This is a genomic window from Halorubrum ezzemoulense DSM 17463, assembly GCF_002114285.1.
In the GTDB taxonomy this organism is placed as follows: Archaea; Halobacteriota; Halobacteria; order Halobacteriales; family Haloferacaceae; genus Halorubrum; species Halorubrum ezzemoulense.
The window spans coordinates 1-20,491 of record NZ_NEDJ01000035.1 but is presented as its reverse complement, the minus strand read 5'-3'; the positions used below and the strand labels follow the sequence as shown (position 1 = coordinate 20,491).

Genomic DNA, 20,491 nt, shown 5'->3' with positions numbered 1-20,491 from the left:
GCCGCTCCCCCCACCTCACATGAAGTCCGCGATGCCGGACTGCTTGTTCGTGTCGTCCTCGAAGATCGACTCTAACGACTGGTCTAACACCTTCAGCCGCTGTTTCGTGTAGGGCCGGCAGTCGAACCGCTCCGCCACCTCGATGGCGGTGTCGACGTACTTGCTCACCGACCCCTCGTGGACGGTGAGGTTCACGCGGCCGCCGCACTCGCGGCACTCGCCCGTCAGCGGCATCCGCCGGTACTTTTCGCCGCAGTCGAGACAGCGCGTTTCCTGCCGCGAGAACGCCCGGAGGTTCCCGATGATGTCCGGCAGGAAGTGGTACTCGATCACCCGCTCCGCCACGTCGGTCTCGTCGACCGCGCGGAGCTTCCGGGCCAGCTCCAGCTGGGCGTCCATCTTCTCCATCATGTCGCCGAGCGTCTTGTACGCCGAGAGGTCCGGTCCCATCGCGATGTCGGTGGTGTCGTGGGTGTGGTCGAACCCGTGGTACTCGTCGTCGGTGCCGAGCGTGTCCTCGCCGATCTGGATCAGCTCCTCGACCGCCTCCGGGTCGGCCATCTCTCGGGACGCCTCGTACAGCTCTTTGGGGTACTCCCGCACGATGTCGACGTTGTGCGCCTCGTCGTCGATCTCGGAGGGGTCGATTCGCGAGGACATCACCAGCGGCGCGTCCATCCGCCCGCCGCGCTGATCGGGCAGAAATTCTTTCGAGAAGTTGAGCAGTCCGTCCATAAGCAGCATCACGCAGTCCTCGTCACCGTCACACTGACCGGAGTACACGTCGTTCGCGACGAGCGTGTTTGTCTCCTCAACAGTCAGACAGTATGTGAATTCGATGTCGGACTGGACCATCTCGACAGAGACGACTTCGTCAACCCAAACGTCGCCTCCGTCACCGAAGAGTCGCTGTGTTCGGGTATCGACGCGGTCCAGCACGTCAGTAAGCGTCTCGTCCTTGCGGCCGAGATGGAAGCCGACTCGGTCGGCGAACCGCACGGCGTTCTGTGATGTGATCTTGAGGACCCAGGATTCGAACGACTGCTCGCCGTCGTAGAACTCGGCCACCGCACCCGTCTTCGGGGTACGCTCCTCGCGATACACTTTCGTAGCGATACCGAACCGCTTGAGGGCTGCGGTTAGGTCGGACTGTAGGTCGTCGCTCACCGTATGTGCGCGAACCTCGACGCGTTCGCTAGACGTGCTTCCGTCGCCAGAGAAGTACGCCGCGAGGAACGTTCGGAGAATCGAGTCCGGTGCGGAGAGCACGCAGTCCGGGATTAGTTTCGTCTCCGCACGACTCCCGGCGTCAAGAACATCCGAGAACAGCGTCGTGACGAGGCGACTGGAAACAGTAATCTTCCATTCGTTCTCCTCGAACGCCTCAACGTCAAATACGTCGTCAAAGACGTCAATGATCTCGTCGCGTGGCACGTCGTCCGGCGTACAGATTGTCGTCTGGTAAAATGACCCAGCCTCCTGCCGGGTGAACCCTTCTGCAGCGTAGTATCCGAGCATCGTGCCGACCGTCTCGTCGACATCGAACTGACGCGAAATCGAAGCGCTGTCTCGACGGATTCCAAGTGTCACGTCGGTGGGAACGCGTTCGACGACAGTGTCGCAGTCGTACAGTTCGATCAGAACGCCGGCCGAGATGCTGTCGCGAGACACCCAGTTGTACACCGTCGACTGACTAACGTCGAGGAGTTCCGCAACAGGCTTCAGGTAGTTCTCGGCGTCTGTCGCATCATCGAGGAGTTGTTTGAGATTAGATTCGCCGAGCCCTCGGATCATCAGGTCGTCGTTCGAAACGGCGTCCGCGTCGAGGAATTCCGCGAGCAGGTCGAACGTCGCTGTTTCCCCGTCAACCGAGATCTGTTTCGGCGCAGGGAGCGCATCTTCCGTGGTTAATTCTCGGGCCGACACGCGCTCGATTCCATCGCCGGTCCACCGACGCATCGAGTGGTCGGGCGTCACCGTCAGCTCCTGTCCACTCTTTGTTTCGACGCGGACGAGGTGGTCAGGCGAAGGATGCTTCGAGAGTGCTTCAGCCCGTTGGAGCGTTTTCTCGCCATCCTCAGTTACGGACGGTACATACACATCGTCATCGAGTTTCTGGACAAGCGTCCCGAAGTCGTCCTCTTCAGCCGTTTCGGCGTCAAGTCGGTCCTCAACGAGTGTCTCGATGGGGTCGTAGTGCCACTTTCCGGCTTCGTCCTCGTACCAGATTTTCGTCTCCGGGTGGAAGCAGTTCCGCCGTTTCGCGGCGTGAAAGTACGGATGAGCGTATCCGACCGCGGCCGACGTGAAACCTACCACTCTCCCAACAGTCGCGGCGCTCGTGTGGGGCGCCATCCCGAAGACGAGCTCGCCGACGAGGTCGTCGCGCTCGTTCACCTCGTAGAAGCGGTCGAGCCCGTAGAACTGTTCGAGGAGGTCGTCGACGAAGTCGGCGGTCTTGAGCATGTGCTCGGCCGCGCCGTCCGAGAGGACGATGTCCTGGACGCGCAGTTCGACCACCTGGTCGTCGTGGCGCAGCGGCTCGCCGTCAATATCGGTCTCGTAGCCGAGCTCGCGGAAGTGGTCGGCGGTGACGTCGAGCTCCTCGGGCCGGACCGCGGTGACCGGGAGGTCGGTCATGTCGTACCGGACCGTTCCGTCCTTGAACGACGTGACGCCGTTCTTCGCGCGGAGGACGCCCTTCTCGATCGGCTCCGGCGTCTTGTTCCGCGAGGTGAGCCCCTGTACCCCCTTCAGGATCTCGAAGGCAGACTCGCGCTCGCCGACCGTCTCCAAGGCGGTGCGGTACGCGTCGTTGACGTCGACCTCCTGATACCCCGCGGCCGTCACCTCCCACTCGCAGTTCGGGCACTCGACGCGGCCGGCCTCGTCGGGCTCGCAGACGGTGCCGCAGTCGTTACACTCGTAGTGCGGTTCGGTGTGCGTCTCGCAGTCGGGGCACAGCGCGGCGTAGGTGTGCTCGCCGCAGTCCGGGCAGACGCGGTCGGAGACCTCCAGTTCGTGTCGCCCCCGCCGGCCGGTGTCGTCCATCACGTTCGCGGCCTTGGCGACGTCGCGCTGGGGGCCGCCCGCCTCGTTGATCGGGAAGAGGGTGTGGACCGCCGGCGAGAGGTCGCGGCTCTCCGACTTCTCGGGGCGTCCCATCCGGTTACCGATGCGGGTGGGGGCCCGCTCGCGCACTTCGAAGGGGGCGACCTCGTTGACCGCGCGGATCGCGTTCTCGCCGTCGGCGTACTCCCGGGCCGCGGGGGAAAGGTCCGCGGGGTCCCACTCTTTCCGGAGGCCGTCGTCGATCCCGAGCGACCGCGCGAGCGGCCGCCACGTCGGGATCCGGAGGGCGTCCGGGGTCGCCGCGTGTTCGATCAGCAGCGACTCCAGCGTGTCTTGGACCTGATCCGTGCGCTCGATCGCAAGGACGCCCTCGACGACCTCGCCAGCCGCGATCGCGTCGGCGAGCGCCGCAAACGCGTCGACCGACACGTCGTGCCAGAGGTAGGTGTACTCGGGGTGGAGCGGGCAGTCGTGCTCGCGCGCCCACGAGAGCGCCCGGTCGACACCGGGGTGTTCGAGGTCGACGTGCGGGTCGTCGCGGAGCGCGCGGACGTCGGCGCCGGCCGCCTCGAACTCCTGGACCCACCACTCGGGGGCGTACGAGGCGGGCGCGAGCGGGTGGTTGTTCTCGACGAACTCCCCGTAGTTGACGAGGTACTCGCCCAGGTCGAGGACCTTCTCGACGCCGTTGCGGAGCTCCTTCGCCTCCTCGGGGTCGTCGATCCGGCGGACCTCGCCGTTCGCGAGCCGGACCGTGGGGCCCTCGATGGAGTCGACCGGGACGACGCCGTGCGCCTTCCCCGGCCGCTCGGTCTTGATCTGCGTGCCGGCCGCGAGGAAGTCGTCGACGATGTGCATCGTGGCGGGGTGGACGCCGCCGGTCGCGAAGCCGTGGTTGCGCGCCCGGCCGTACCGGAGTCGGAAGCCGCCAGCCTCGCTCGGGTGGGTGAACACGGGCCGCCCCGCGATGAGGTCGCGGAGGAACTTCTGTGAGGGGTCGGCCCGCGGCGGTCCGGCCGCGTCGTCGGCCGCGCTCTCGTCTCCCTCGGTGTCCGCCGCGTCGTCGGCTTCGGCGTCGCCGTCACCGTCTCCCGTGCCGCTCTCGGTGTCCTCGTCGGCCGCGGCGCCCCCGTCGCCCGCCCCGTCTTTCCCGATCGTCCCGTCGATCAGGTCCTGGAGCCACGGCCAGTCGACCTCCTCGAGGTCACGGGTGTACCGCTGGATCTTCGGGGCCTTCAGCGCGATCCCCTCGGCGGCGACGAGGCACATCCCGCCGCGCGCGGAGTTGGTGTCGACGCGTTCGAGGTCGCGGAACCCCGAGACCTCCTCGTCGCTCGTCGCCTCCCCGTCGAGCATGACGGGGATGTGCTTGGCGATGAACTTCGACTCCTTGTCCTTCGGCGTGTACTGGAGCCCGGTGTCCTTGTCGTAGAGGGCGATCTCCTCGGCGTAGCGCTCGACCTCCACGTCGCGGGGCTTGTACTCGTCGACGTCGAGCAGCGACCGGGCGTAGTCGGCGACGAGCACGGACAGCGCCTGCGCCGTCCCGCCCGCCGAGCGGATCGGACCGGCGTAGTAGACGTTGACGAACTCCGTGCCGTCGTCGTTCTCCAACAGCTCGACGCGGTCGATCCCCTCGATCGGCGCGGCGACGACCCCCTCGGTGAGCAGCGCGACCGCGGTCCGGACCGCCCCCTCGATCTTCCCCTCGCGGGAGTCGTAGTCACCGACGTTGCCGTCGACGAAGTCAGTGACCAGCTCCAGAGCCGCCTCCTCGCGAGACATCTCGCCCTCCAGCTCGCGGACGCGCTCGGCGACGCCGTCGATGCCGAGGATGTTCTCGACGCGGTCGGCCATGTCGCGGGCGATCGGGATCTCGATCTCCGGCTCCGGGTCCCGGCCCTGCTCTTTGGCCGTCTCCGCGACATCCCACGCCTCGTCGAGCCGCTCTTCGATCCGCGCGAAGTAGCGCTCGTCGTCCGGTCTCATCGGGCCTCTGGGGTCCGGTGGCGCGGTCGACGGGTCACAGCCACAGGTCGAGGTCCGTCGCCTCGTCGTGCGAGCGCTCCAGCGGCTCGGCGAACGCGCGCAGGTGACACTCGCCGGCCCAGACCGTCGCCGAGTCGAGGTGCCCCGCGAGCGCCTGTCCGCTCGGCCGCGAGAGGACGGCGTGGGTGTGTGCGAACACGTCGCCCTCCAACAGCGAGACGTTGCCCACGCAGGCGGCCACCTCGAGCGGTTCGTCGAACGTCACCGAGCGATACTCGGTCTCGTCTTGGTCGTAGAACCAGACGTCCGCGTCCTGGACCGCACCGAGCGCCGTGAACCAGCCGGCCTCGACGTCTTCCTCGCGGGCGAGCGACTCGATCTCCTCGCGCCAGTCGGCCCCCGTTTCGAACCGCGCGACGTACTCCGCCGTTGGTTCGACCTCGCGGTGGTACATAGCAACTCCCCACGGCGGCCGGGGAGAAAAAGGCTTCAGTCGGACCGAGGAGGACGGCGAACTCAATTCGATATAGCGTTATGTGATACATCTAGCGACGACAGCGAGAGTCAGAGAGACGACAATAAGGCCGAGAGAACGCGTCTACACCGTAGAAACGGTGGATCTACAGAGATAGGCGGTTCAGTAGCTGACGGCGTTGCGACTCGCGGAGCGGAAAGAGAGGAAAGGCGTGGTCGGCCGGGTTCAGAACGGCGCCTGGGGGCCTTCGTCGTCGCCGTCGTCGTCGGTCGTCTCCCCGGGGAAGGAGGGAGACATCCCGCCGCCGCTGCTGGTGCCGCCGAGGTCGCCGTCGGCGCCGGCCGACGCGCCGGTGTCGGCGTGGACCGTCTCGATCTCGGGGATCTCTTTGACCATCCGGGACTTGATCGCCTGGATCGTCATCGGGGAGATACCGCAGCCGGAACAGGCCCCGCCGAGCTGGACCGTCACCTCGCCCTTCTCGCGGTCGAGGTGGGCGATGGCGGCGCTGCCGCCGTGCATCTGGATCTGCGGGAAGTTGCGCCGCAGGAAGTTCGTGATCCGCTCGCGGAGTTCGTTGTCCGCGTCAGCCGTGTCCGTGCTCATGCCCGCGAGTTGGCGGGCACCGGGCTTATGCCTTTGGTTCGGCCGGATCCGCTCCCGTCGCGGGCCGCGTCGGACCCCTACTCCGGTCGGTCGACCCCAAGGGTCCGGTACAGTTCGGACTCGATCCGCTCGACGTACTCCTCGAGCGTCTCCTCGAACGTCTCGTCGTCGACCGCGACGGCGCCGCGGATGCGCTCGCGCGGGTTCTCCGGGAGCTCGACGCGGAACTCACCGTCCTCGTAGAACGGCTCCGACTCGTTGAGCACGGTCTGGTCGATGCCGTGGATCAGCTCCGAGTCGTACCGGTCGTTCATCTGGTTGAACGCGTTCTTGTACGCCCGCTGGAGCTCGTTGAAGTAGTGCGCGTACTTGTCCTCGAACTTCTCCGGGTCGAACTCGTCGGCCATGTCGCCAGCGAGGGCTCGGCGGGAAAAAAGCCGGTCGATCGCCCCCGAGACGCCGAAACGGGGGCCCCCTCGAACTCGCGGTTCGGGGAGAGATTCGAACGTGGCCGACAAGATAAATTATATGTCGCGATATAGAATTTGATCGGCGCCGGTCACCGGGTCCGAAGCGAGAGTCACGACTCGGCGGCCGACAGCGAGAGGCTCGAACGGCGGGCAGCGGCGGAGCGACGCACCACCGGCCCGCGTTCGGCGGGGGCAGAGTCAGAGAGAAAACCGGGAGCGCGGCGATCGGGTTACTCGAGATCGAAGCGGTCGAGCTTCATGATCTCGCTCCACGTCGCGGCGAAGTCCTCGACGAACTTCTCCTCGTCGCTGGCGTACACGTCCGCGATGGTCCGGAGTCGCGCGTTCGAGCCGAAGATGAGGTCGGCGCGCGTCGCCTCCCACGCGACCTCACCGGTGTCGCGGTCGCGGATCTCGTAGACGTCCTCGTCTTCGGTGACCGCGTCCCACTCGTACTCCATGTCGAGCAGATTCGCGAAGAAGTCGTTGGTGAGCGCGCCGGGCTCGTCGGTGAAGACCCCGCGGTCGGAATCGCCGTACGTCGCGCCGAGCGCGCGCAGACCGCCGGCCAGAACGGTCATCTCGCTGGCGGTCAGGTTCAGCAGGTCCGCCTTGTCGACCATGAGGTCCTCGACCGGCTCGTCGGCGTCGCCGAGGTAGTTACGGAAGCCGTCGGCCTCCGGCTCGAGCGCCTCGAAGGAGTCGACGTCGGTCTGCTCCGCCGTCGCGTCGACGCGGCCGGGCTCGAACGGCACCTCGACGTCGTAGCCCGCGTCGGCCGCGGCCCGCTCGACGGCCGCCGTCCCACCGAGCACGATGAGGTCGGCGAGCGAGACGCGGACGTCGTCGTCGCGCGACTCGTTGAACTCGGTCTGGATCTCCTCGAGCGTCGAGAGGACGTCAGCGAGCGCCTCGGGCTCGTTGGCCTCCCAACTTCGCTGCGGTTCGAGGCGGATGCGGGCGCCGTTGGCGCCGCCGCGCTTGTCGCTGTCGCGGTAGGTGGACGCCGCCGCCCACGCGGTCTTGACGAGTTCGCCGGTCGACAGGCCAGACTCGAGGAGCGCGTCCGTGAGCTCGGCGACCTCCGCGTCGCCGACGGTCTCGTAGTCGGCCTCGGGCAGGGGGTCCTGCCAGATCATCGTCTCTTCCGGGACCTCGGGGCCGAGGAACCGCTCCGGCGGGCCCATGTCGCGGTGGATGAGCTTGTACCACGCCTTCGCGAACGTCTCCTGGAACTCTTCGGGGTCGTCGCGGAACTCCTCTAAGACGGCCCGGAAGTCGTCGTCGTGCTTCAGGGCGACGTCCGTCGTGAGCATCATCACGTCCTCCTTGTCGTCGGGGTCCGCGACGCCGGGCGCGGCGTCGTCGAGCTCGTCGTTCTCCGTTGTCCACTGCCACGCGCCGCCGGGACCCTTCTCCGGCTCCCAGTCGTAGGTGAGCAGGTTGTTGACGTAGCTCATGTCCCAGACGGTCGGGGTGGCGTTCCACGGCCCCTCGATGCCGCTGGTGATCGCGTCGGGGCCCATCCCCTCGCCGAACTCGTTGTCCCAGCCGAGTCCCTGGAGGTCGATGGGGGCGTCCTCGGGCTCCGGACCGAGGTTGTCGCCGTCGTCGGCGCCGTGGACCTTGCCGAAGGTGTGGCCGCCGGCGATGAGGGCGACGGTCTCCTTGTCGTTCATCGCCATGCGGCTGAACGACTGGCGGATGTTCTTCGCGGACCCTTCGAGGTCGGGCTCGCCGTTCGGCCCCTCGGGGTTCACGTAAATGAGGCCCATCACGGTGTTGCCGAGCGGCGCCTTGAGGTCGCCGTCCTCGTCGAAGCGCTCCTCGGAGGTCGTCTCGAACTCGCTCTCGGGGCCCCAGTCGACGGCGTCGTCGCCACGGAAGTCGTCCTCGCGGCCGCCCGCGAAGCCGAACGTCTCGAAGCCCATCGACTCGAGCGCGACGTTGCCGGCGAGGACGATGAGGTCCGCCCACGAGAGCTTCTCGCCGTACTTCGTCTTGACCGGCTCCAACAGCCGCCGGGCCTTGTCGAGGTTCACGTTGTCCGGCCAGCTGCTGATCGGGGGGAGGCGCTGGTGGCCGCCGGCGGCGCCGCCGCGGCCGTCGAGCGAGCGGTACGTGCCGGCGCTGTGCCACGCCATCCGGATGAACAGCGGCCCGTAGTGGCCGTAGTCGGCTGGCCACCACTCCTTCGAGTCGGTCATCACGTCTTCGAGGTCGGACTTGACCGCCTCGAGGTCGAGCTCCTCGAACGCCTCGGCGTAGTCGAACTCCTCGCCGTAGGGACCGATGTCGGCGGAGTTCTGATCGAGCAACTCCAGGTCCAACTGGTCCGGCCACCACTCTTGGGTGTTACTAGCCATCAAAAAATAGTCGCCCTTCTTTACGGATAATATTGTCTAATACGAGGAGACAATAATCGATATAACGGAGAGTTTCTATCGAGAAACTGAAGTTCTGTTTTCCGATCTGCGAAGTCGGCGTCGTGGACCGCAGCGGCGCTCCGCGTGGCGTGCTCCGCCGGGAAGCGAGTGGCGACCCCGCTACGGATCAAGAAGTCGACAGTTCGATAATCATGTGTGAGAGTTCCACCCGAGGGAGGCGGGCGCGTCCGTTCGCCTCGCGGCCACTTCTGACTCCGCGCGGGAGCGTCGAGTCGCCGACGGCGCCGACCCGGAGTCTCGAAGACGGGCCGCTCAGCGGTTCAGCGTGTGGATCGCCTGCCCGCGAGCGTTCTCCGCGGCCTCCATCACCGCCTCCGCGAGCGTCGGGTGGGTGTGGACGGTGGCGGCCACGTCTTCGAGGGTCGCGCCCATCTCGACCGCGAGCGCGACCTCCGCGATCAGCTCCGACGCCTCGGGTCCGACGATCTGCCCGCCGAGGACGAATCCGGTCTCCTCGTCAGCGACGATCCGGGCGAACCCCTCGGTGTGGCCGGTCGTCATCGCCCGGCCGGAGGCGTTGAACGGCATCTCGCCGACGACGGGATCGAAGCCGGCGTCCTCGGCCTCGGCCTCGGTCATCCCGACCGTCCCGATCTCGGGGTCGGTGAACACCGCGGCGGGGACGGCCTGTCGGTCGAGCGCGGCGGGTTCACCGGCGATCACCTCGGCGGCGACGATCCCCTCGTTCGAGGCCGCGTGCGCGAGCATCGGGTCGCCCGCGACGTCGCCGACGGCGTGGATGTGCTCGACCGCCGTGCGCGTGCGATCGTCCGTCTCGATGAAGCCGCGGTCGTCCGTCTCGATACCGGCGTTCGCTACGTCGAGGCCGTCGGTGACTGGCTGACGGCCGACCGCGACGAGGATCTTGTCGACGCCGTACGTCGACTCCTCGCTGTCCTCCGTCTCGGTGTGGAGGAGGTACCCGCCGTCGGGCGCCTCCGACCACTCGCTCGCGCCCTCGCCGAAGTTGAACTCGACGCCGAGCTCCGCGGCGCGCTCCCGGACGATCCGCTTCACGTCGTCCTCGTAGGGGTCGAGGATGTCGTCGAGCATCTCGACGACCGTCACGTCGGCCCCGAGCTTGGCGTACGTCGTCGCCAACTCCATCCCGATGTAGCCGCCGCCGACGATCCCGAGCCGGTCCGGGACGGTGTCGGCGTCGAGCGCGTCGGCGGAGCTCCAAACGTGGTCCTCGGCGAACTCGAAGCCGGGGATCTGGATCGGACGCGAGCCGGTCGCGACGACCGCGTGTTCGAACGAGAGCGTCTCAGAGCCCTGCCCGTCGCCGCCGTGCGCGACGCGGACGGTGTCCTCGCCGACGAACGAGGCGGTCCCTTCGATCAGGTTCACGCCGTTCGCCTTACAGAGCTTCTCGACGCCGCCGGTGAGCCGGTCGACGACGCCGTCTTTCCACTCGATCATCTTCCCCATGTCGACGGCGGGGTCCGCGTGGACGCCCATGAACTCCGCGTTGCCGGCCTCGTGGGCGAGCCCGCTCCCCGTGATCGGCGCCTTCGAGGGGATACAGCCGCGGTTGAGACAGGCGCCGCCGTAGGCGTCCTTCTCGACGAGGGTCGTGTCGAGCCCCTCCTGTGCGGCGCGGATGGCGGCGACGTAGCCGCCCGGCCCCGCGCCGATGACCAGTACCTCCGTTCCCGTGGTGACATCTCCGACGACCATTATTCGTTGAGTAACAGCAGGGGGTTTTCCAGGTGTTCCATGACGGTGTTCGCGAACTCGGCCGCGACCGCGCCGTCGACGACGCGGTGGTCGATCGATAAGGACAACGGGAGCGTCGGCGCCGGGACGACCGTCGAGTCGTCCGAGTCGTCGAGGAACTCGGACTCGACGTCCGCGTGGTCGCGGACGACAGGGCGCTCCTCGATGGCCCCGAGCCCGAGGATCGCCGTCTCGGGGTAGTTGATGATCGGCGTGGCGTACTCGCCGCCGATCGCGCCGAAGTTGGTGATAGAGAAGGTCCCGCCCTGCATCTCCGCGGGCTTGAGCTTCCGCTCTCGGGCGCGCGAGGCGCGGTCGTTCACCGCGTCGGCCAGCTCGAAGAGCCCCTTCTCGTCGACGTTCTCGACGCCGGGCACCATGAGACCCGCGTCGGTCGCGACCGCGATGCCGACGTTGTACTCGCTTTTCAACACGATCTCCTCGTCGTCCTCCCGGAGCTCGCTGTTGAGGTACGGGTACTCCTTCAGCCCGGCGACGATGGCCTTCATCACGAACGGCATGTAGGTGAGCTTCACCCCCTCGGCCTCGGCCTTCGGCTTCAGCTCCTCGCGGGCCTCCACGAGCGCGTCGACCTCGGCGGTGTCGTGGTGGGTGACGTGCGGCGCCGTGAACTTCGAGCGCTCCATCTGCTTGCCGATGGTGCGCCTGACGCCGCGGTACGGGACGGTCTCGTCGCCCGACGCGGGAGCGCTCGTCTCGGACGCGTCGCCGGCGGTCACGGCGGGCTCCGTGCCCGGGCCCGTCTCGACCGGTTCCGGCTCGGGCGTCGACGCGGGCGACTCCAGCGCGTCGGCGTACGCGTTCACGGCCTCGGCCGTGACGAACGCCTCGCCGTCCCGGGTCTGGTCGGTCGGCACGTCGTCGATGTCCACGTCGCGGTCGCGCGCGGCCTTCCGCGTGGCGGGCGTCGCGAGCGTCGTCTCCCGGCCCGCGGGGTCGGGCCCGCCGGCGGGCGTCGCCGGGGCGTCGGCGGAGCCGTCGTCGGCGCCGCGCTTGCTGACCGCGGACTTCCGCCCGTCGGAGCCGGTATCGGTCGGCGTCGGCGCGGGACGGGGTTCGGGGCCGTCGTCCGGGCCGCCCGCGTCGGCGGCCCCGGCGTCGCCCTCGGCGTGGGCGCGCACGTCGGCCTCGGTGACGCGGCCGCCGGGGCCGCTCCCGTCGACGGCCGCGACGTCGACGCCGAGCTCGCGGGCGAGCCGGCGGGCCGACGGCGGCGCGAAGGTGCGTCCGGCGGGCGTGTCGGGCTCGGCGTCGGCCGCCTCGGTGGTCGGCTCCGCCGCCGACTCGTCGGGCGAGTCGGGCTCCGGCTCCGGTTCGGCCTCCGCGTCGTCGCCGGCGGCCGCCTCGCCGTCCTCGTCGACGCGGAACGAGATGATCACGTCGCCGACGGGGACCATCTCCCCCTCCTCGGCGAACAGCTCCTCGACGACGCCGTCGTAGCTCGACGGCACCTCGACGAGCGCCTTGTCGGTCTCGACCTCGGCGACGGGCTGGTCCTCCTCGACGCGGTCGCCGGGCGCGACCAGCCAGCTGACGAGTTCGCCCTCCGCGACGCCCTCGCCGACGTCGGGCAGTTTGAACTCCTCGACCGTCATTCGTCGCCCCCCTCGGCGGTCGGGCGTCTCCCCTCTGCCGTCGTGCGCCGGTCCTCGGCGTTCATGGGTGTACCTCTGCCGGACATCTTAAAATTCGACCGCCTCCAAGATTCCGTCCTCGATGCGGGCGGCGGACGGGAGGTAGTAGTCCTCCAGCGCGTACAGCGGGTACGGCACGTCGAAGCCGGTGACGCGGCCGATCGGCGCCTCCTGGTACAGCAGCGCCTCCTCCTGAAGGATCGCCGTGATCTCGCCCGCGAGCCCGCCGGTCTTGGGGGCCTCGTGAACGACGACCGCGCGACCGGTCTTCTCGAACGCCTCGACGACCGCCTCGCGGTCGAGCGGGGAAATCGTGCGGAGGTCGACGACCTCGCACTCGATCCCCTCCTCCCCGAGCGTCTCGGCGGCCTCCAGCGTGGGGCGAGTCATCGCGCCGTAGGTGAAGACGGCCACGTCGTCGCCCTCGCGGCGCGTGGCCGCCTCGCCGATGGGGACCGTGTACGGCTCCTCGGGGACCTCCTCGCGGAACGCCCGGTAGATCAGCTTCGGTTCGAGGAATATCACCGGGTCGGGGTCGCGGATCGACGCCGCGAGCAGCCCCTTCGCCTCGTACGGCGTGGAGGGGATGACGACCTTCAGCCCGGCCTCGTGGGCGTAGAACGCCTCCTTCGACTCGGAGTGGTGTTCGGGCGCGCGGATCCCGCCGCCGTAGGGGGCACGTAGCGTCATGGGGAGCGTGAACCGCCCGCGGCTGCGGGTCCGGAACCGCGCCATGTGCGAGACGATCTGGTCGAAGCCGGGGTACATGAACCCGGAGAACTGGATCTCCGGGACCGGTCGCATCCCCATGGCGGCCATCCCGACCGCGGTGCCGACGATACCCGACTCGGCCAGCGGCGTGTCGATCACCCGGTCGCCGCCGAACTCGTCGAACAGGCCCTCGGTCGCGCGGAAGACGCCGCCGTTCTTCCCGACGTCTTGCCCCATCACGACGACGTCGTCGTCCTCGCGCAGTTCGGTGTGTAGTCCGTCTCGTATCGCCTGTACCAGCGTGAGGTTCTGTGTCTCGGTCATTTACTCCTCCAGGAACGCCGCGTCGCCGCGCTCGTCGCGCAGGGCGGCGAACTCCTCGTACTGCCGCTCCAGCTCGGGCGGAAGCTCCGCGTACGCGTGTTCGAACAGCTCGCGCGGGTCGGGGCGCGCCATCGATTCAGCCTCGTCTATCGCGTCCGCGACCCGGGCCTCGACCGTCGACTCGATCTCCGCGACGCGCTCGTCGTCGAGGACCCCTTCGTCCCGGAGGTACGACTCCAGCCGGTCGATGGGGTCCTTCCGCTTCCAGCGCTCGACCTCGTCGTCGTCGCGGTAGACGGTCGGGTCGTCGGCGGTCGTGTGCGCGCCGAACCGGTACTGGACCGCCTCGATCAGCGTCGGCCGCGGCCGGTCGGTCTCGGGGTCGCGCGCCTTCTCTAAGGCCGCTTCCGTGACGCTGTACACCGCCAGCGGGTCCATGCCGTCGACCTGAACGCCGTCGATCCCGTACGCCTCCGCCTTCTGCGCCAGGGTCGCGCTCCGGGTCTGGCGCTCTCGCGGAACGGAGATCGCCCACTGGTTGTTGTTACAGAAGAAGACGGTCGGCGTGTCGAACACGCCGGCGAAGTTGATTCCCTCGTGGAAGTCGCCCTCGCTCGTCGCGCCGTCGCCGAAGTAGCAGACGAACGCGTCGTCCTCGCCGCGGAGCTTCGAGGCCCACGCGGCGCCCGTCGCGTGGGGGATCTGCGACGCGATGGGGACGGCGACCGGGAAGACGTTGACGTCCGTCGGCGCGTTGTTGCCGTCCTCGTGACCCATCCAGTAGAGCAGGGTCTGTTTCAGCGGGAGCCCATGGACGAGGGCGGCGCCGTGTTCGCGGTACGACGGGACCATCCAGTCGTCGTCGTCGAGCGCGAACGCCGAGCCGATCTGGGCCCCCTCCTGGCCGGAGAGCGGGGGGTACGTCCCCATCCGCCCCTGTCGCTGGAGGCTCACCGCGCGGCCGTCGAAGTGACGCGCCAGCCGCATGTGCCTGTACATGTCGACGAGCGATTCGTCGTCGAGGTCCGGCACGTCGCCGACGACCTCGCCGTCCTCGTCGAGGACGCGAACCGTATCGTCGTACGCCCTATCGAACACGTTCACGGTCGAACCCACCTTCGCATGTAGGATCCCTTCACCGCCCGGGTAATATCGTTTTCGTAAATAATTTAGTATACTCAGAAATAGCGGCGTCGCTCTGAGAGACCGTCCATCAGACGGGTCGAGAACCGGACGTTTCTGAACAAACTCGGAGCATCACGGCAATATTTTCGCCAACATGGGCGGTTCAGCGGTTAGTAACGGACGAACAGGAAGGTTTTCGTCCGCGCGTCCGACCGTCATCGAAGTGCGGTCCGAACGTCGCGGACGGTCGGAGCGGACGGCGCCGTAGCTCAACGGTGGACGGGTCTCTCCCGGATCGACGGAGCGGTGGAAATGGAAGGAATCGGCGGCTACCCGAGGCGGAAAGCGGGTTCGTCCGGCTCGCCGTCGAGGTCTTCGAGCTGGATTACGTCGTCGTCCTCGTCCTCGAGCTGCTCCCGGAGGTGATTGACGTACCGCTTGTGCTCTTCGAGCTGCTCCCGGAGGTGTTCGGCCTCGAGTTCCAGCCGCTCGTGCTCGCGGACGAAGCTCTTCGGAACCTCGACTTTCGGGGGAAACGGCTCGCCGTCGTCGCCCGCGTCGGCCAGTTCCGACTCCGGGACGACCCGGACCTGGCCGTCGTGGGCAACGAGCGCGTCCACGTAGTCTCGGAACACCGCCGACAGCGAGATGTCCCGCTCCTCGGCGATGTCGCGAAGGGCCTCGAACGCGTCCTCGTTGACGCGGAACGAGATGGTCTTGTTCTTGTTGCCCATCACCCGAAACGTGGGCGCGCGGATCACTTAATGGTTTGTCAGACAGTCGCAAGAAACGGCGAAAAGTGAGTCGTTACGGGGTGACGCGCCCGATCGGTTCGTCGGGGCGGTCGGCCGTCGCCGGTCAGGGCTCGGGCGTCCCGGCCGGGTCCGGCTCGTCGCCGGCGTCGCCGGCGAGCTCGTCGCCGCTCTCGTCGAGGTCCTCTAACGCCGACAGCGCGGCGGCCTTGTACGTCTCGGGGTCGAGGTCGTACTCCTCGCGGGCCATTCGCGCGTACTCGTTGCCCTCGTCGTCGAACGCGGCGACGCGCTCGACGGTACGGCGGGCGGTCTCCGCGACCCAGCGGTCGCGGGTGGCGGCGTCGACCTCGGTGATCGACTCGGGGCGGACGGACACTCGGACCGTGCCGTCGTCGGTCTCGTAGGTCCGGGGTTTCCCCACGACTGCGACGTAGGCCGGGGGCTCCAGGTCCCGGAGTTTGGAAGCGGCCTCGGGCTGGTACTGGCCGGCGTACACGAAGAACGTGCCCGTCGGGTCGACGATGCGACCACGCCAGTACTCGCTGTCCTCGCCGACGTCCTCCTTCTCGGTGAGGGTGCCGACGAAGAACACGCGGTTCGAGGACTCGCCCGTCGGCAGCGGCGCGTAGACGGGGGCCCGCTCGTCGTCGGACTCGGTGAACGTGTAGCCGGCGTCGTTGAACTCGCTCGCGAACACGCGCCGGGCGACCTCTCGGGTGGGGGCTGACTGGCTCATTTCAAATCGACCTCGCGTCGATCAGCGCGCTTTCAACGTCGACGGTGCCGGGGTCCTCCATCTCGTCGACCAGGACGGACCGCCCGAAGGTCGGGCCGGTGACGCGGTAGTAGCGCCCGAGCACGTCCTCGCCCATCTCCTCGGCGACGACGGTGGTGTCGAGCGCGTCCATCGCCATGTCCTTGGCCTCCTCGAGGGTCATGCCGGTGAGATCCTCGGTGGCCTCGCGGTCGAAGATGACCTCGGTGACGGTCTCGCCGTCGTCGAGGACGCCCTTGATCCGCAGGTCGAACTCGCCCTCGACCTGGCCGTGCTCGGAGCAGCGACCGTTCTGGAGGACGCGCGTACAGTCCTCCTCGGGGCAGCGCTTGATCAGCCCGGAGCCGGACTGGATGTCGACCAGCGCGCCCTCGACGGTGTCGGCGTTGTCGCCGACCTCGATCGCTTCGTCGATCTCGGTGATACCGGTCGTCCGGTTGAGCTTCACCGAGTAGCTCCCCTCGTACTCGTCGGTGACGACGTTCGAGAGCTCGTACGCCTGTCCCTCCGTCAGCTCGGGGAGGTCGGAGGTCTCGAAGGCGACGAACTTGATCGTGCCCGACTCGTCGCCGAGGAGACCGACCTGCGAGATGGAGTCGCTGCGGGGCTCCCACAGGTCGACCAGCTCGACGCGCAGGTCCACCCACTGCTCGTCCTCGTCGATGTCGTTGACGAGGACCTCCTCGCTGCCGCCGCGGCCGAGCTCGTCGCGCTCCATCCCGGCGTCTTCGAGGTAGCTGTTGGTGACGCTCCGGCTCGCCTCGTCGAGCGGCACGCGGTACTCGTCGACCAGCGTCGTCAGGCGCTCCTCGACGTCGTCGGGGTCGACGTCCGTGTGGTCCGAGAACTGTTCCGCTATCGCTTCCGCTTCCTGTCGCAGTTCGCTCATGGGGTGTCTCCGCCTCCGGTCTTGTTTCACTGGGAGGCGTACGTTCGTTGGTTCCTCACCGTATTAAAACGCCCGTGACCGCGGTGAAAGTAAACGTATCCGTCGAGAGCGCGCTTCTCTCCGGAGTTCTCCGGATCGGCGCCGGACCGACCGCGGATCAGATGCTCGGAAGACACCGGTGCGGCGGCGGCCGCGTCAGACGCGCGTCAGCCGTGCGCGGGCGCCGTTTCGAGTGGAACCGTCCCACGGTTTGCGGTAGCACGGAGGGGGACGAGCCGAACGGAGGAACGGGTGTTCGGGACCCTCACTTGTCGGCGTCGGGGAACGGCACCTCGATCAGGTCGCCGTCGTCGGGGAGCAGGCACTCGCCGTCGAACGCCTCGCGGGCGTCGCGGCGGATCGGGCGCGGGTCGGCGGCGTAGCGCGAGGAGATGTGGACCAAGGCGAGCCGCTTCGCGTCCGCGCGGTCGGCGATCGACCCCGCCTCGCCGCCGGTCGAGTGGGCCGTGTCGCGGGCGCGGTCGGCCATGTCGTCGGCGAAGGTGGCGTCGTGGATGAGCAGGTCGGCGTCCGCGGCCGCTTCGACCGTCGACTCGCGCGGGCGCGTGTCCGCGGTGTAGACAAGCTTCCGGCCCGGACGCGGCGGGCCGACGACCTGCTCCGGCTCAACGACCGTGCCGTCCTCGGCCTCGACCGGCTCGCCCCCGTGGAGGCGGCCGAACTTCGGCCCGACGGGGACGCCGAGCTCCTCCGCCTTCGGGCGGTCGAACCGGCCGGGGCGGTCGTCCTCCGCTAGGACGTACCCCTGCGAGACGGTGCGGTGTTCCGTCTCGAACGCGCGGATCTCGTACTCGTCGGTCTCGTGGGCGACCTCGCCGGGAGCGACCGGCTCGATCCGGATCGGGAAGGCGGGGTCGTGGCCGGCCGCGTGGACCAGGTCGTGGAGGTGCCCGCCGGTCCCCGGCGGGCAGTGGATCGCCAGCGGGTCGGTGCGGTCGTTGAATCCGAGCGTCTGGACGAGGCCGGGGATGCCGAGGACGTGGTCGCCGTGGAGGTGCGAGACGAACACGCGGTCGACGGCGAACCCGGTGCCGCTGCGCATCATCTCGCGCTGCGTGCCCTCGCCGCAGTCGAAGAGGAAGCGGTCGCCCTCGCGGTTGACGAAGACGGCGCTGGCCGCGCGCTCGACGGTGGGAACGGCGCCGCCCGTCCCGAGGAACGTGACGCGAAGAGACATGGCGACTCATCGGGTCGGCGGTTGTAAACCGGTGTCGATGCGGGGGAGGAGGGCGCCGGATCGGGCGGGCGGCCGATCGGTCGACACCCACATGAGTCCGGCCGCCCGAGAGCGACCATGCGAGAGCCGATCGCCGCCTTGGTCAGACAGGAGGGGTGGCGCGCGGAGGGCGCGGCCGCCCGCGTCCACTACGAGGGGGGCCGGGACCGGTACGCGGTGGAGTTTTACGCCGAGACGGGCCACGTCCTCTACTGGTCCGTCCCGACCGACGAAGACGAGGAGGGAACGGCGACGCCGGTCCCGCGGGACGGGGTGCCGGACCCGCTCCGGCGACGTGTGCGCGACGACCTCGACGAGGCCGGGATCGACACCGCCGTCGAGCGGCGCGAGCTCTGAGCCCGGCGCGCGGTCGGCGTGACCGAGGTCGCCGCGCACGCCGGACTGACCGTCGGGTCGACCGCTGCGCCGACGCCGGTGACCGCGGTGGTTCCGGGAGAGATCACCCGATCGAACGGGTGTTACCGGCGTTTTCTGCCGACGTATTTCGGTTCGAAGGAAACCTATTTGCCCGCCTACCTGATACGAAGTCGTGATGAGTGGCGTCGAATGGGAGGACGACGATCCCTTCGAGGAGCAGCGGGACAAGATCGAGAATCCGATGAAGCGGCTGTTCGTCGAGTACGGCCGCGACTACGTCCCGCAGGTGACCGTTGGGGTGTTCGCGAGCGTCTTCGCGCGGCTGCTCGACCTGCTCCCGCCGCTGATGCTCGGGATCGCCATCGACGCCGTGTTCTACGAGGACGCCCTGTTCAGCGAGCAGATCCCGCTCGTCGTCCTCCCCGACGCGTGGCTGCCGACGGGACAGACCGCGCAGTTCTGGTTCACCATCGCCGTCATCGGGGGCGCGTTCGGGATCGGGGCCGGGTTCCACTGGATCCGGAACTGGGGGTTCAACGCCTTCGCCCAGAACATCCAGCACGATGTCCGGACGGACACCTACGACAAGATGCAGCGGCTCAACATGGAGTTCTTCTCCGACAAGCAGACCGGAGAGATGATGTCGATCCTCTCGAACGACGTGAACCGGCTCGAACGGTTCCTCAACGACGGGATGAACTCCCTGTTCCGCCTGTCGGTGATGGTCGTCGGCATCGGCGTCCTCCTCTTCTGGATCAACTGGCAGCTCGCCTTAGTCGCGCTGCTGCCGGTGCCGATCATCGGCGGGTTCACCTACCTGTTCATCAGGATCATCCAGCCGAAGTACGCCGAGGTCCGCTCGTCGGTCGGGAAGATGAACTCCCGGCTGGAGAACAACCTCGGCGGCATCCAGGTGATCAAGTCGTCGAACACGGAGCCGTACGAGTCCGACCGCGTCGACGACGTGTCGATGGACTACTTCGACGCCAACTGGGACGCGATCACGACCCGGATCAAGTTCTTCCCGGGGCTCCGCGTGCTCGCCGGGGTCGGCTTCGTGGTGACGTTCATCATCGGCGGCCTCTGGGTGTTCCAGGAGACGCCGCCGGGACCGTTCACCGGCGAGCTCTCGGTGGGGATGTTCGTCGTCTTCATCCTCTACACCCAGCGGTTCATCTGGCCGATGGCGCAGTTTACGCATAGTATGTTTGGACCAATACGATTTGAAGGGATAGATCACTCTCCTATCTGAATGGCTCTGCTAATCATGTCCTTTGAGAAAGAACAAGATACGTCTAGTACCACAGAGTGAGATAAAAGATATAATCCCGGATTGTGGTCCTAGATTCTATTTCACCCTAAAATCACCATACGGCGGGGGGATTAGGATTATATCCATACTTAATTAACCGAAAAATAGCCTACAAGATATGAGGATAGTATCACATATTAGAGAGTTAGGATAATTACGTCTATTGTGTTGTTTGTAATAACATAGGATAGGCTCTAATCCTGAAAGTCGGTCGAAGGTGGATCGGCTTTACTGAACCCTTGGGGAAGGGGTAGGTAGATCACTATCAGAGCGATTGAAGCTCATTTCTTATCTAGAGCTAGGCTGATACACTCTCTTCACTCTCACTTGTGTTGTATCCCAATAGAATACACTCTCTAAGGACTTTCAGGATTCCACGAGGCTAACTACCTATCAGACTCAAAGCTCTGTGAGAGTCACACAGATTAGTTTGTGAGAGAGTGAGAGGATCGCTAAGGACTTGGAGACTAAGAGATAATCAATATCTTAGATTATTATTGAATGATTCATCAA

At 67.2% G+C, this 20,491-nt stretch carries 14 protein-coding genes and 1 pseudogene; 2 read left to right on the top strand and 13 right to left on the bottom strand.

Annotated elements, in window-relative coordinates; all coding sequences use genetic code 11:
- Positions 1 to 15: 15 nt before the first annotated feature.
- The 13 genes from polC to rnz all read right to left on the bottom strand — a co-directional run bounded on the left by polC (position 16) and on the right by rnz (position 18,249).
- Positions 16 to 5,061 carry a DNA polymerase II large subunit gene (polC, locus tag B9H04_RS10670; RefSeq protein ID WP_049932259.1) on the bottom strand — a complete coding sequence of 1,682 codons (5,046 nt, stop codon included), beginning with the start codon at positions 5,059 to 5,061 and terminating at the stop codon, positions 16 to 18.
- Positions 5,062 to 5,095: 34 nt separating this feature from the next.
- Positions 5,096 to 5,515, bottom strand: a complete 420-nt coding sequence (locus B9H04_RS10665) for a PPC domain-containing DNA-binding protein (RefSeq protein WP_049932257.1) — start codon at positions 5,513 to 5,515, stop codon at positions 5,096 to 5,098.
- A gap of 246 nt (positions 5,516 to 5,761) precedes the next feature.
- Positions 5,762 to 6,142, bottom strand: coding sequence for an iron-sulfur cluster biogenesis protein NfuA (locus B9H04_RS10660; RefSeq protein ID WP_049932256.1), 381 nt, complete (start codon positions 6,140 to 6,142; stop codon positions 5,762 to 5,764).
- A 77-nt stretch (positions 6,143 to 6,219) separates the two neighbouring features.
- Complete coding sequence (locus B9H04_RS10655) at positions 6,220 to 6,549, bottom strand: DUF5783 family protein (protein WP_007995328.1); 330 nt, start codon at positions 6,547 to 6,549, stop codon at positions 6,220 to 6,222.
- Between the two features lie 293 nt (positions 6,550 to 6,842).
- Positions 6,843 to 8,978 carry a catalase/peroxidase HPI gene (gene katG, locus B9H04_RS10650; RefSeq protein ID WP_049932255.1) on the bottom strand — a complete coding sequence of 712 codons (2,136 nt, stop codon included), beginning with the start codon at positions 8,976 to 8,978 and terminating at the stop codon, positions 6,843 to 6,845.
- A gap of 333 nt (positions 8,979 to 9,311) precedes the next feature.
- On the bottom strand, positions 9,312 to 10,739 hold the full coding sequence (lpdA, locus tag B9H04_RS10645; protein WP_085682690.1) for a dihydrolipoyl dehydrogenase: 1,428 nt from the start codon (positions 10,737 to 10,739) through the stop codon (positions 9,312 to 9,314).
- Positions 10,739 to 12,394, bottom strand: coding sequence for a dihydrolipoamide acetyltransferase family protein (locus tag B9H04_RS10640; protein WP_085682689.1), 1,656 nt, complete (start codon positions 12,392 to 12,394; stop codon positions 10,739 to 10,741). Before B9H04_RS10640 ends, lpdA begins: the two co-directional genes overlap by 1 nt.
- A gap of 87 nt (positions 12,395 to 12,481) precedes the next feature.
- Positions 12,482 to 13,468, bottom strand: coding sequence for an alpha-ketoacid dehydrogenase subunit beta (locus tag B9H04_RS10635; RefSeq protein ID WP_007345778.1), 987 nt, complete (start codon positions 13,466 to 13,468; stop codon positions 12,482 to 12,484).
- A complete protein-coding gene (pdhA, locus tag B9H04_RS10630) occupies positions 13,469 to 14,572 on the bottom strand; it encodes a pyruvate dehydrogenase (acetyl-transferring) E1 component subunit alpha (RefSeq protein ID WP_049932323.1) in 1,104 nt (367 codons plus the stop codon). It abuts the gene before it with no gap.
- A gap of 350 nt (positions 14,573 to 14,922) precedes the next feature.
- Entirely contained in the window at positions 14,923 to 15,327 is a 405-nt protein-coding gene (locus B9H04_RS10625; protein WP_049932250.1) for a CopG family transcriptional regulator, read from the bottom strand.
- Between the two features lie 124 nt (positions 15,328 to 15,451).
- Entirely contained in the window at positions 15,452 to 16,084 is a 633-nt protein-coding gene (locus tag B9H04_RS10620) for an RPA family protein (protein WP_085682688.1), read from the bottom strand.
- Between the two features lies 1 nt (position 16,085).
- Positions 16,086 to 17,012 carry a replication factor A gene (locus B9H04_RS10615; protein WP_085682687.1) on the bottom strand — a complete coding sequence of 309 codons (927 nt, stop codon included), beginning with the start codon at positions 17,010 to 17,012 and terminating at the stop codon, positions 16,086 to 16,088.
- A 304-nt stretch (positions 17,013 to 17,316) separates the two neighbouring features.
- Positions 17,317 to 18,249, bottom strand: a complete 933-nt coding sequence (rnz, locus tag B9H04_RS10610) for a ribonuclease Z (RefSeq protein WP_049932245.1) — start codon at positions 18,247 to 18,249, stop codon at positions 17,317 to 17,319.
- 117 nt (positions 18,250 to 18,366) lie between these two features.
- Here rnz and B9H04_RS10605 point away from each other — a divergent pair, with 117 nt between their 5' ends.
- Positions 18,367 to 18,645 carry a DUF7538 family protein gene (locus tag B9H04_RS10605; protein WP_049932243.1) on the top strand — a complete coding sequence of 93 codons (279 nt, stop codon included), beginning with the start codon at positions 18,367 to 18,369 and terminating at the stop codon, positions 18,643 to 18,645.
- A gap of 196 nt (positions 18,646 to 18,841) precedes the next feature.
- Positions 18,842 to 19,861: pseudogene (locus B9H04_RS10600) on the top strand (ABC transporter transmembrane domain-containing protein); the annotation flags it as partial.
- Between the last annotated feature and the right edge of the window lie 630 nt (positions 19,862 to 20,491).

Excerpts from the sequence above, each read along its gene's own strand:
- rnz (WP_049932245.1), bottom strand. The coding sequence starts at position 18,249 with ATGTCTCTTCGCGTCACGTTCCTCGGGACGGGCGGCGCCGTTCCCACC.
- B9H04_RS10655 (WP_007995328.1), bottom strand. The coding sequence starts at position 6,549 with ATGGCCGACGAGTTCGACCCGGAGAAGTTCGAGGACAAGTACGCGCAC.
- B9H04_RS10660 (WP_049932256.1), bottom strand. The coding sequence starts at position 6,142 with ATGAGCACGGACACGGCTGACGCGGACAACGAACTCCGCGAGCGGATC.
- B9H04_RS10605 (WP_049932243.1), top strand. The coding sequence starts at position 18,367 with ATGCGAGAGCCGATCGCCGCCTTGGTCAGACAGGAGGGGTGGCGCGCG.
- B9H04_RS10625 (WP_049932250.1), bottom strand. The coding sequence starts at position 15,327 with ATGGGCAACAAGAACAAGACCATCTCGTTCCGCGTCAACGAGGACGCG.
- B9H04_RS10640 (WP_085682689.1), bottom strand. The coding sequence starts at position 12,394 with ATGACGGTCGAGGAGTTCAAACTGCCCGACGTCGGCGAGGGCGTCGCG.
- B9H04_RS10665 (WP_049932257.1), bottom strand. The coding sequence starts at position 5,515 with ATGTACCACCGCGAGGTCGAACCAACGGCGGAGTACGTCGCGCGGTTC.
- B9H04_RS10635 (WP_007345778.1), bottom strand. The coding sequence starts at position 13,468 with ATGACCGAGACACAGAACCTCACGCTGGTACAGGCGATACGAGACGGA.
- katG (WP_049932255.1), bottom strand. The coding sequence starts at position 8,978 with ATGGCTAGTAACACCCAAGAGTGGTGGCCGGACCAGTTGGACCTGGAG.
- B9H04_RS10615 (WP_085682687.1), bottom strand. The coding sequence starts at position 17,012 with ATGAGCGAACTGCGACAGGAAGCGGAAGCGATAGCGGAACAGTTCTCG.
- lpdA (WP_085682690.1), bottom strand. The coding sequence starts at position 10,739 with ATGGTCGTCGGAGATGTCACCACGGGAACGGAGGTACTGGTCATCGGC.
- polC (WP_049932259.1), bottom strand. The coding sequence starts at position 5,061 with ATGAGACCGGACGACGAGCGCTACTTCGCGCGGATCGAAGAGCGGCTC.
- B9H04_RS10620 (WP_085682688.1), bottom strand. The coding sequence starts at position 16,084 with ATGAGCCAGTCAGCCCCCACCCGAGAGGTCGCCCGGCGCGTGTTCGCG.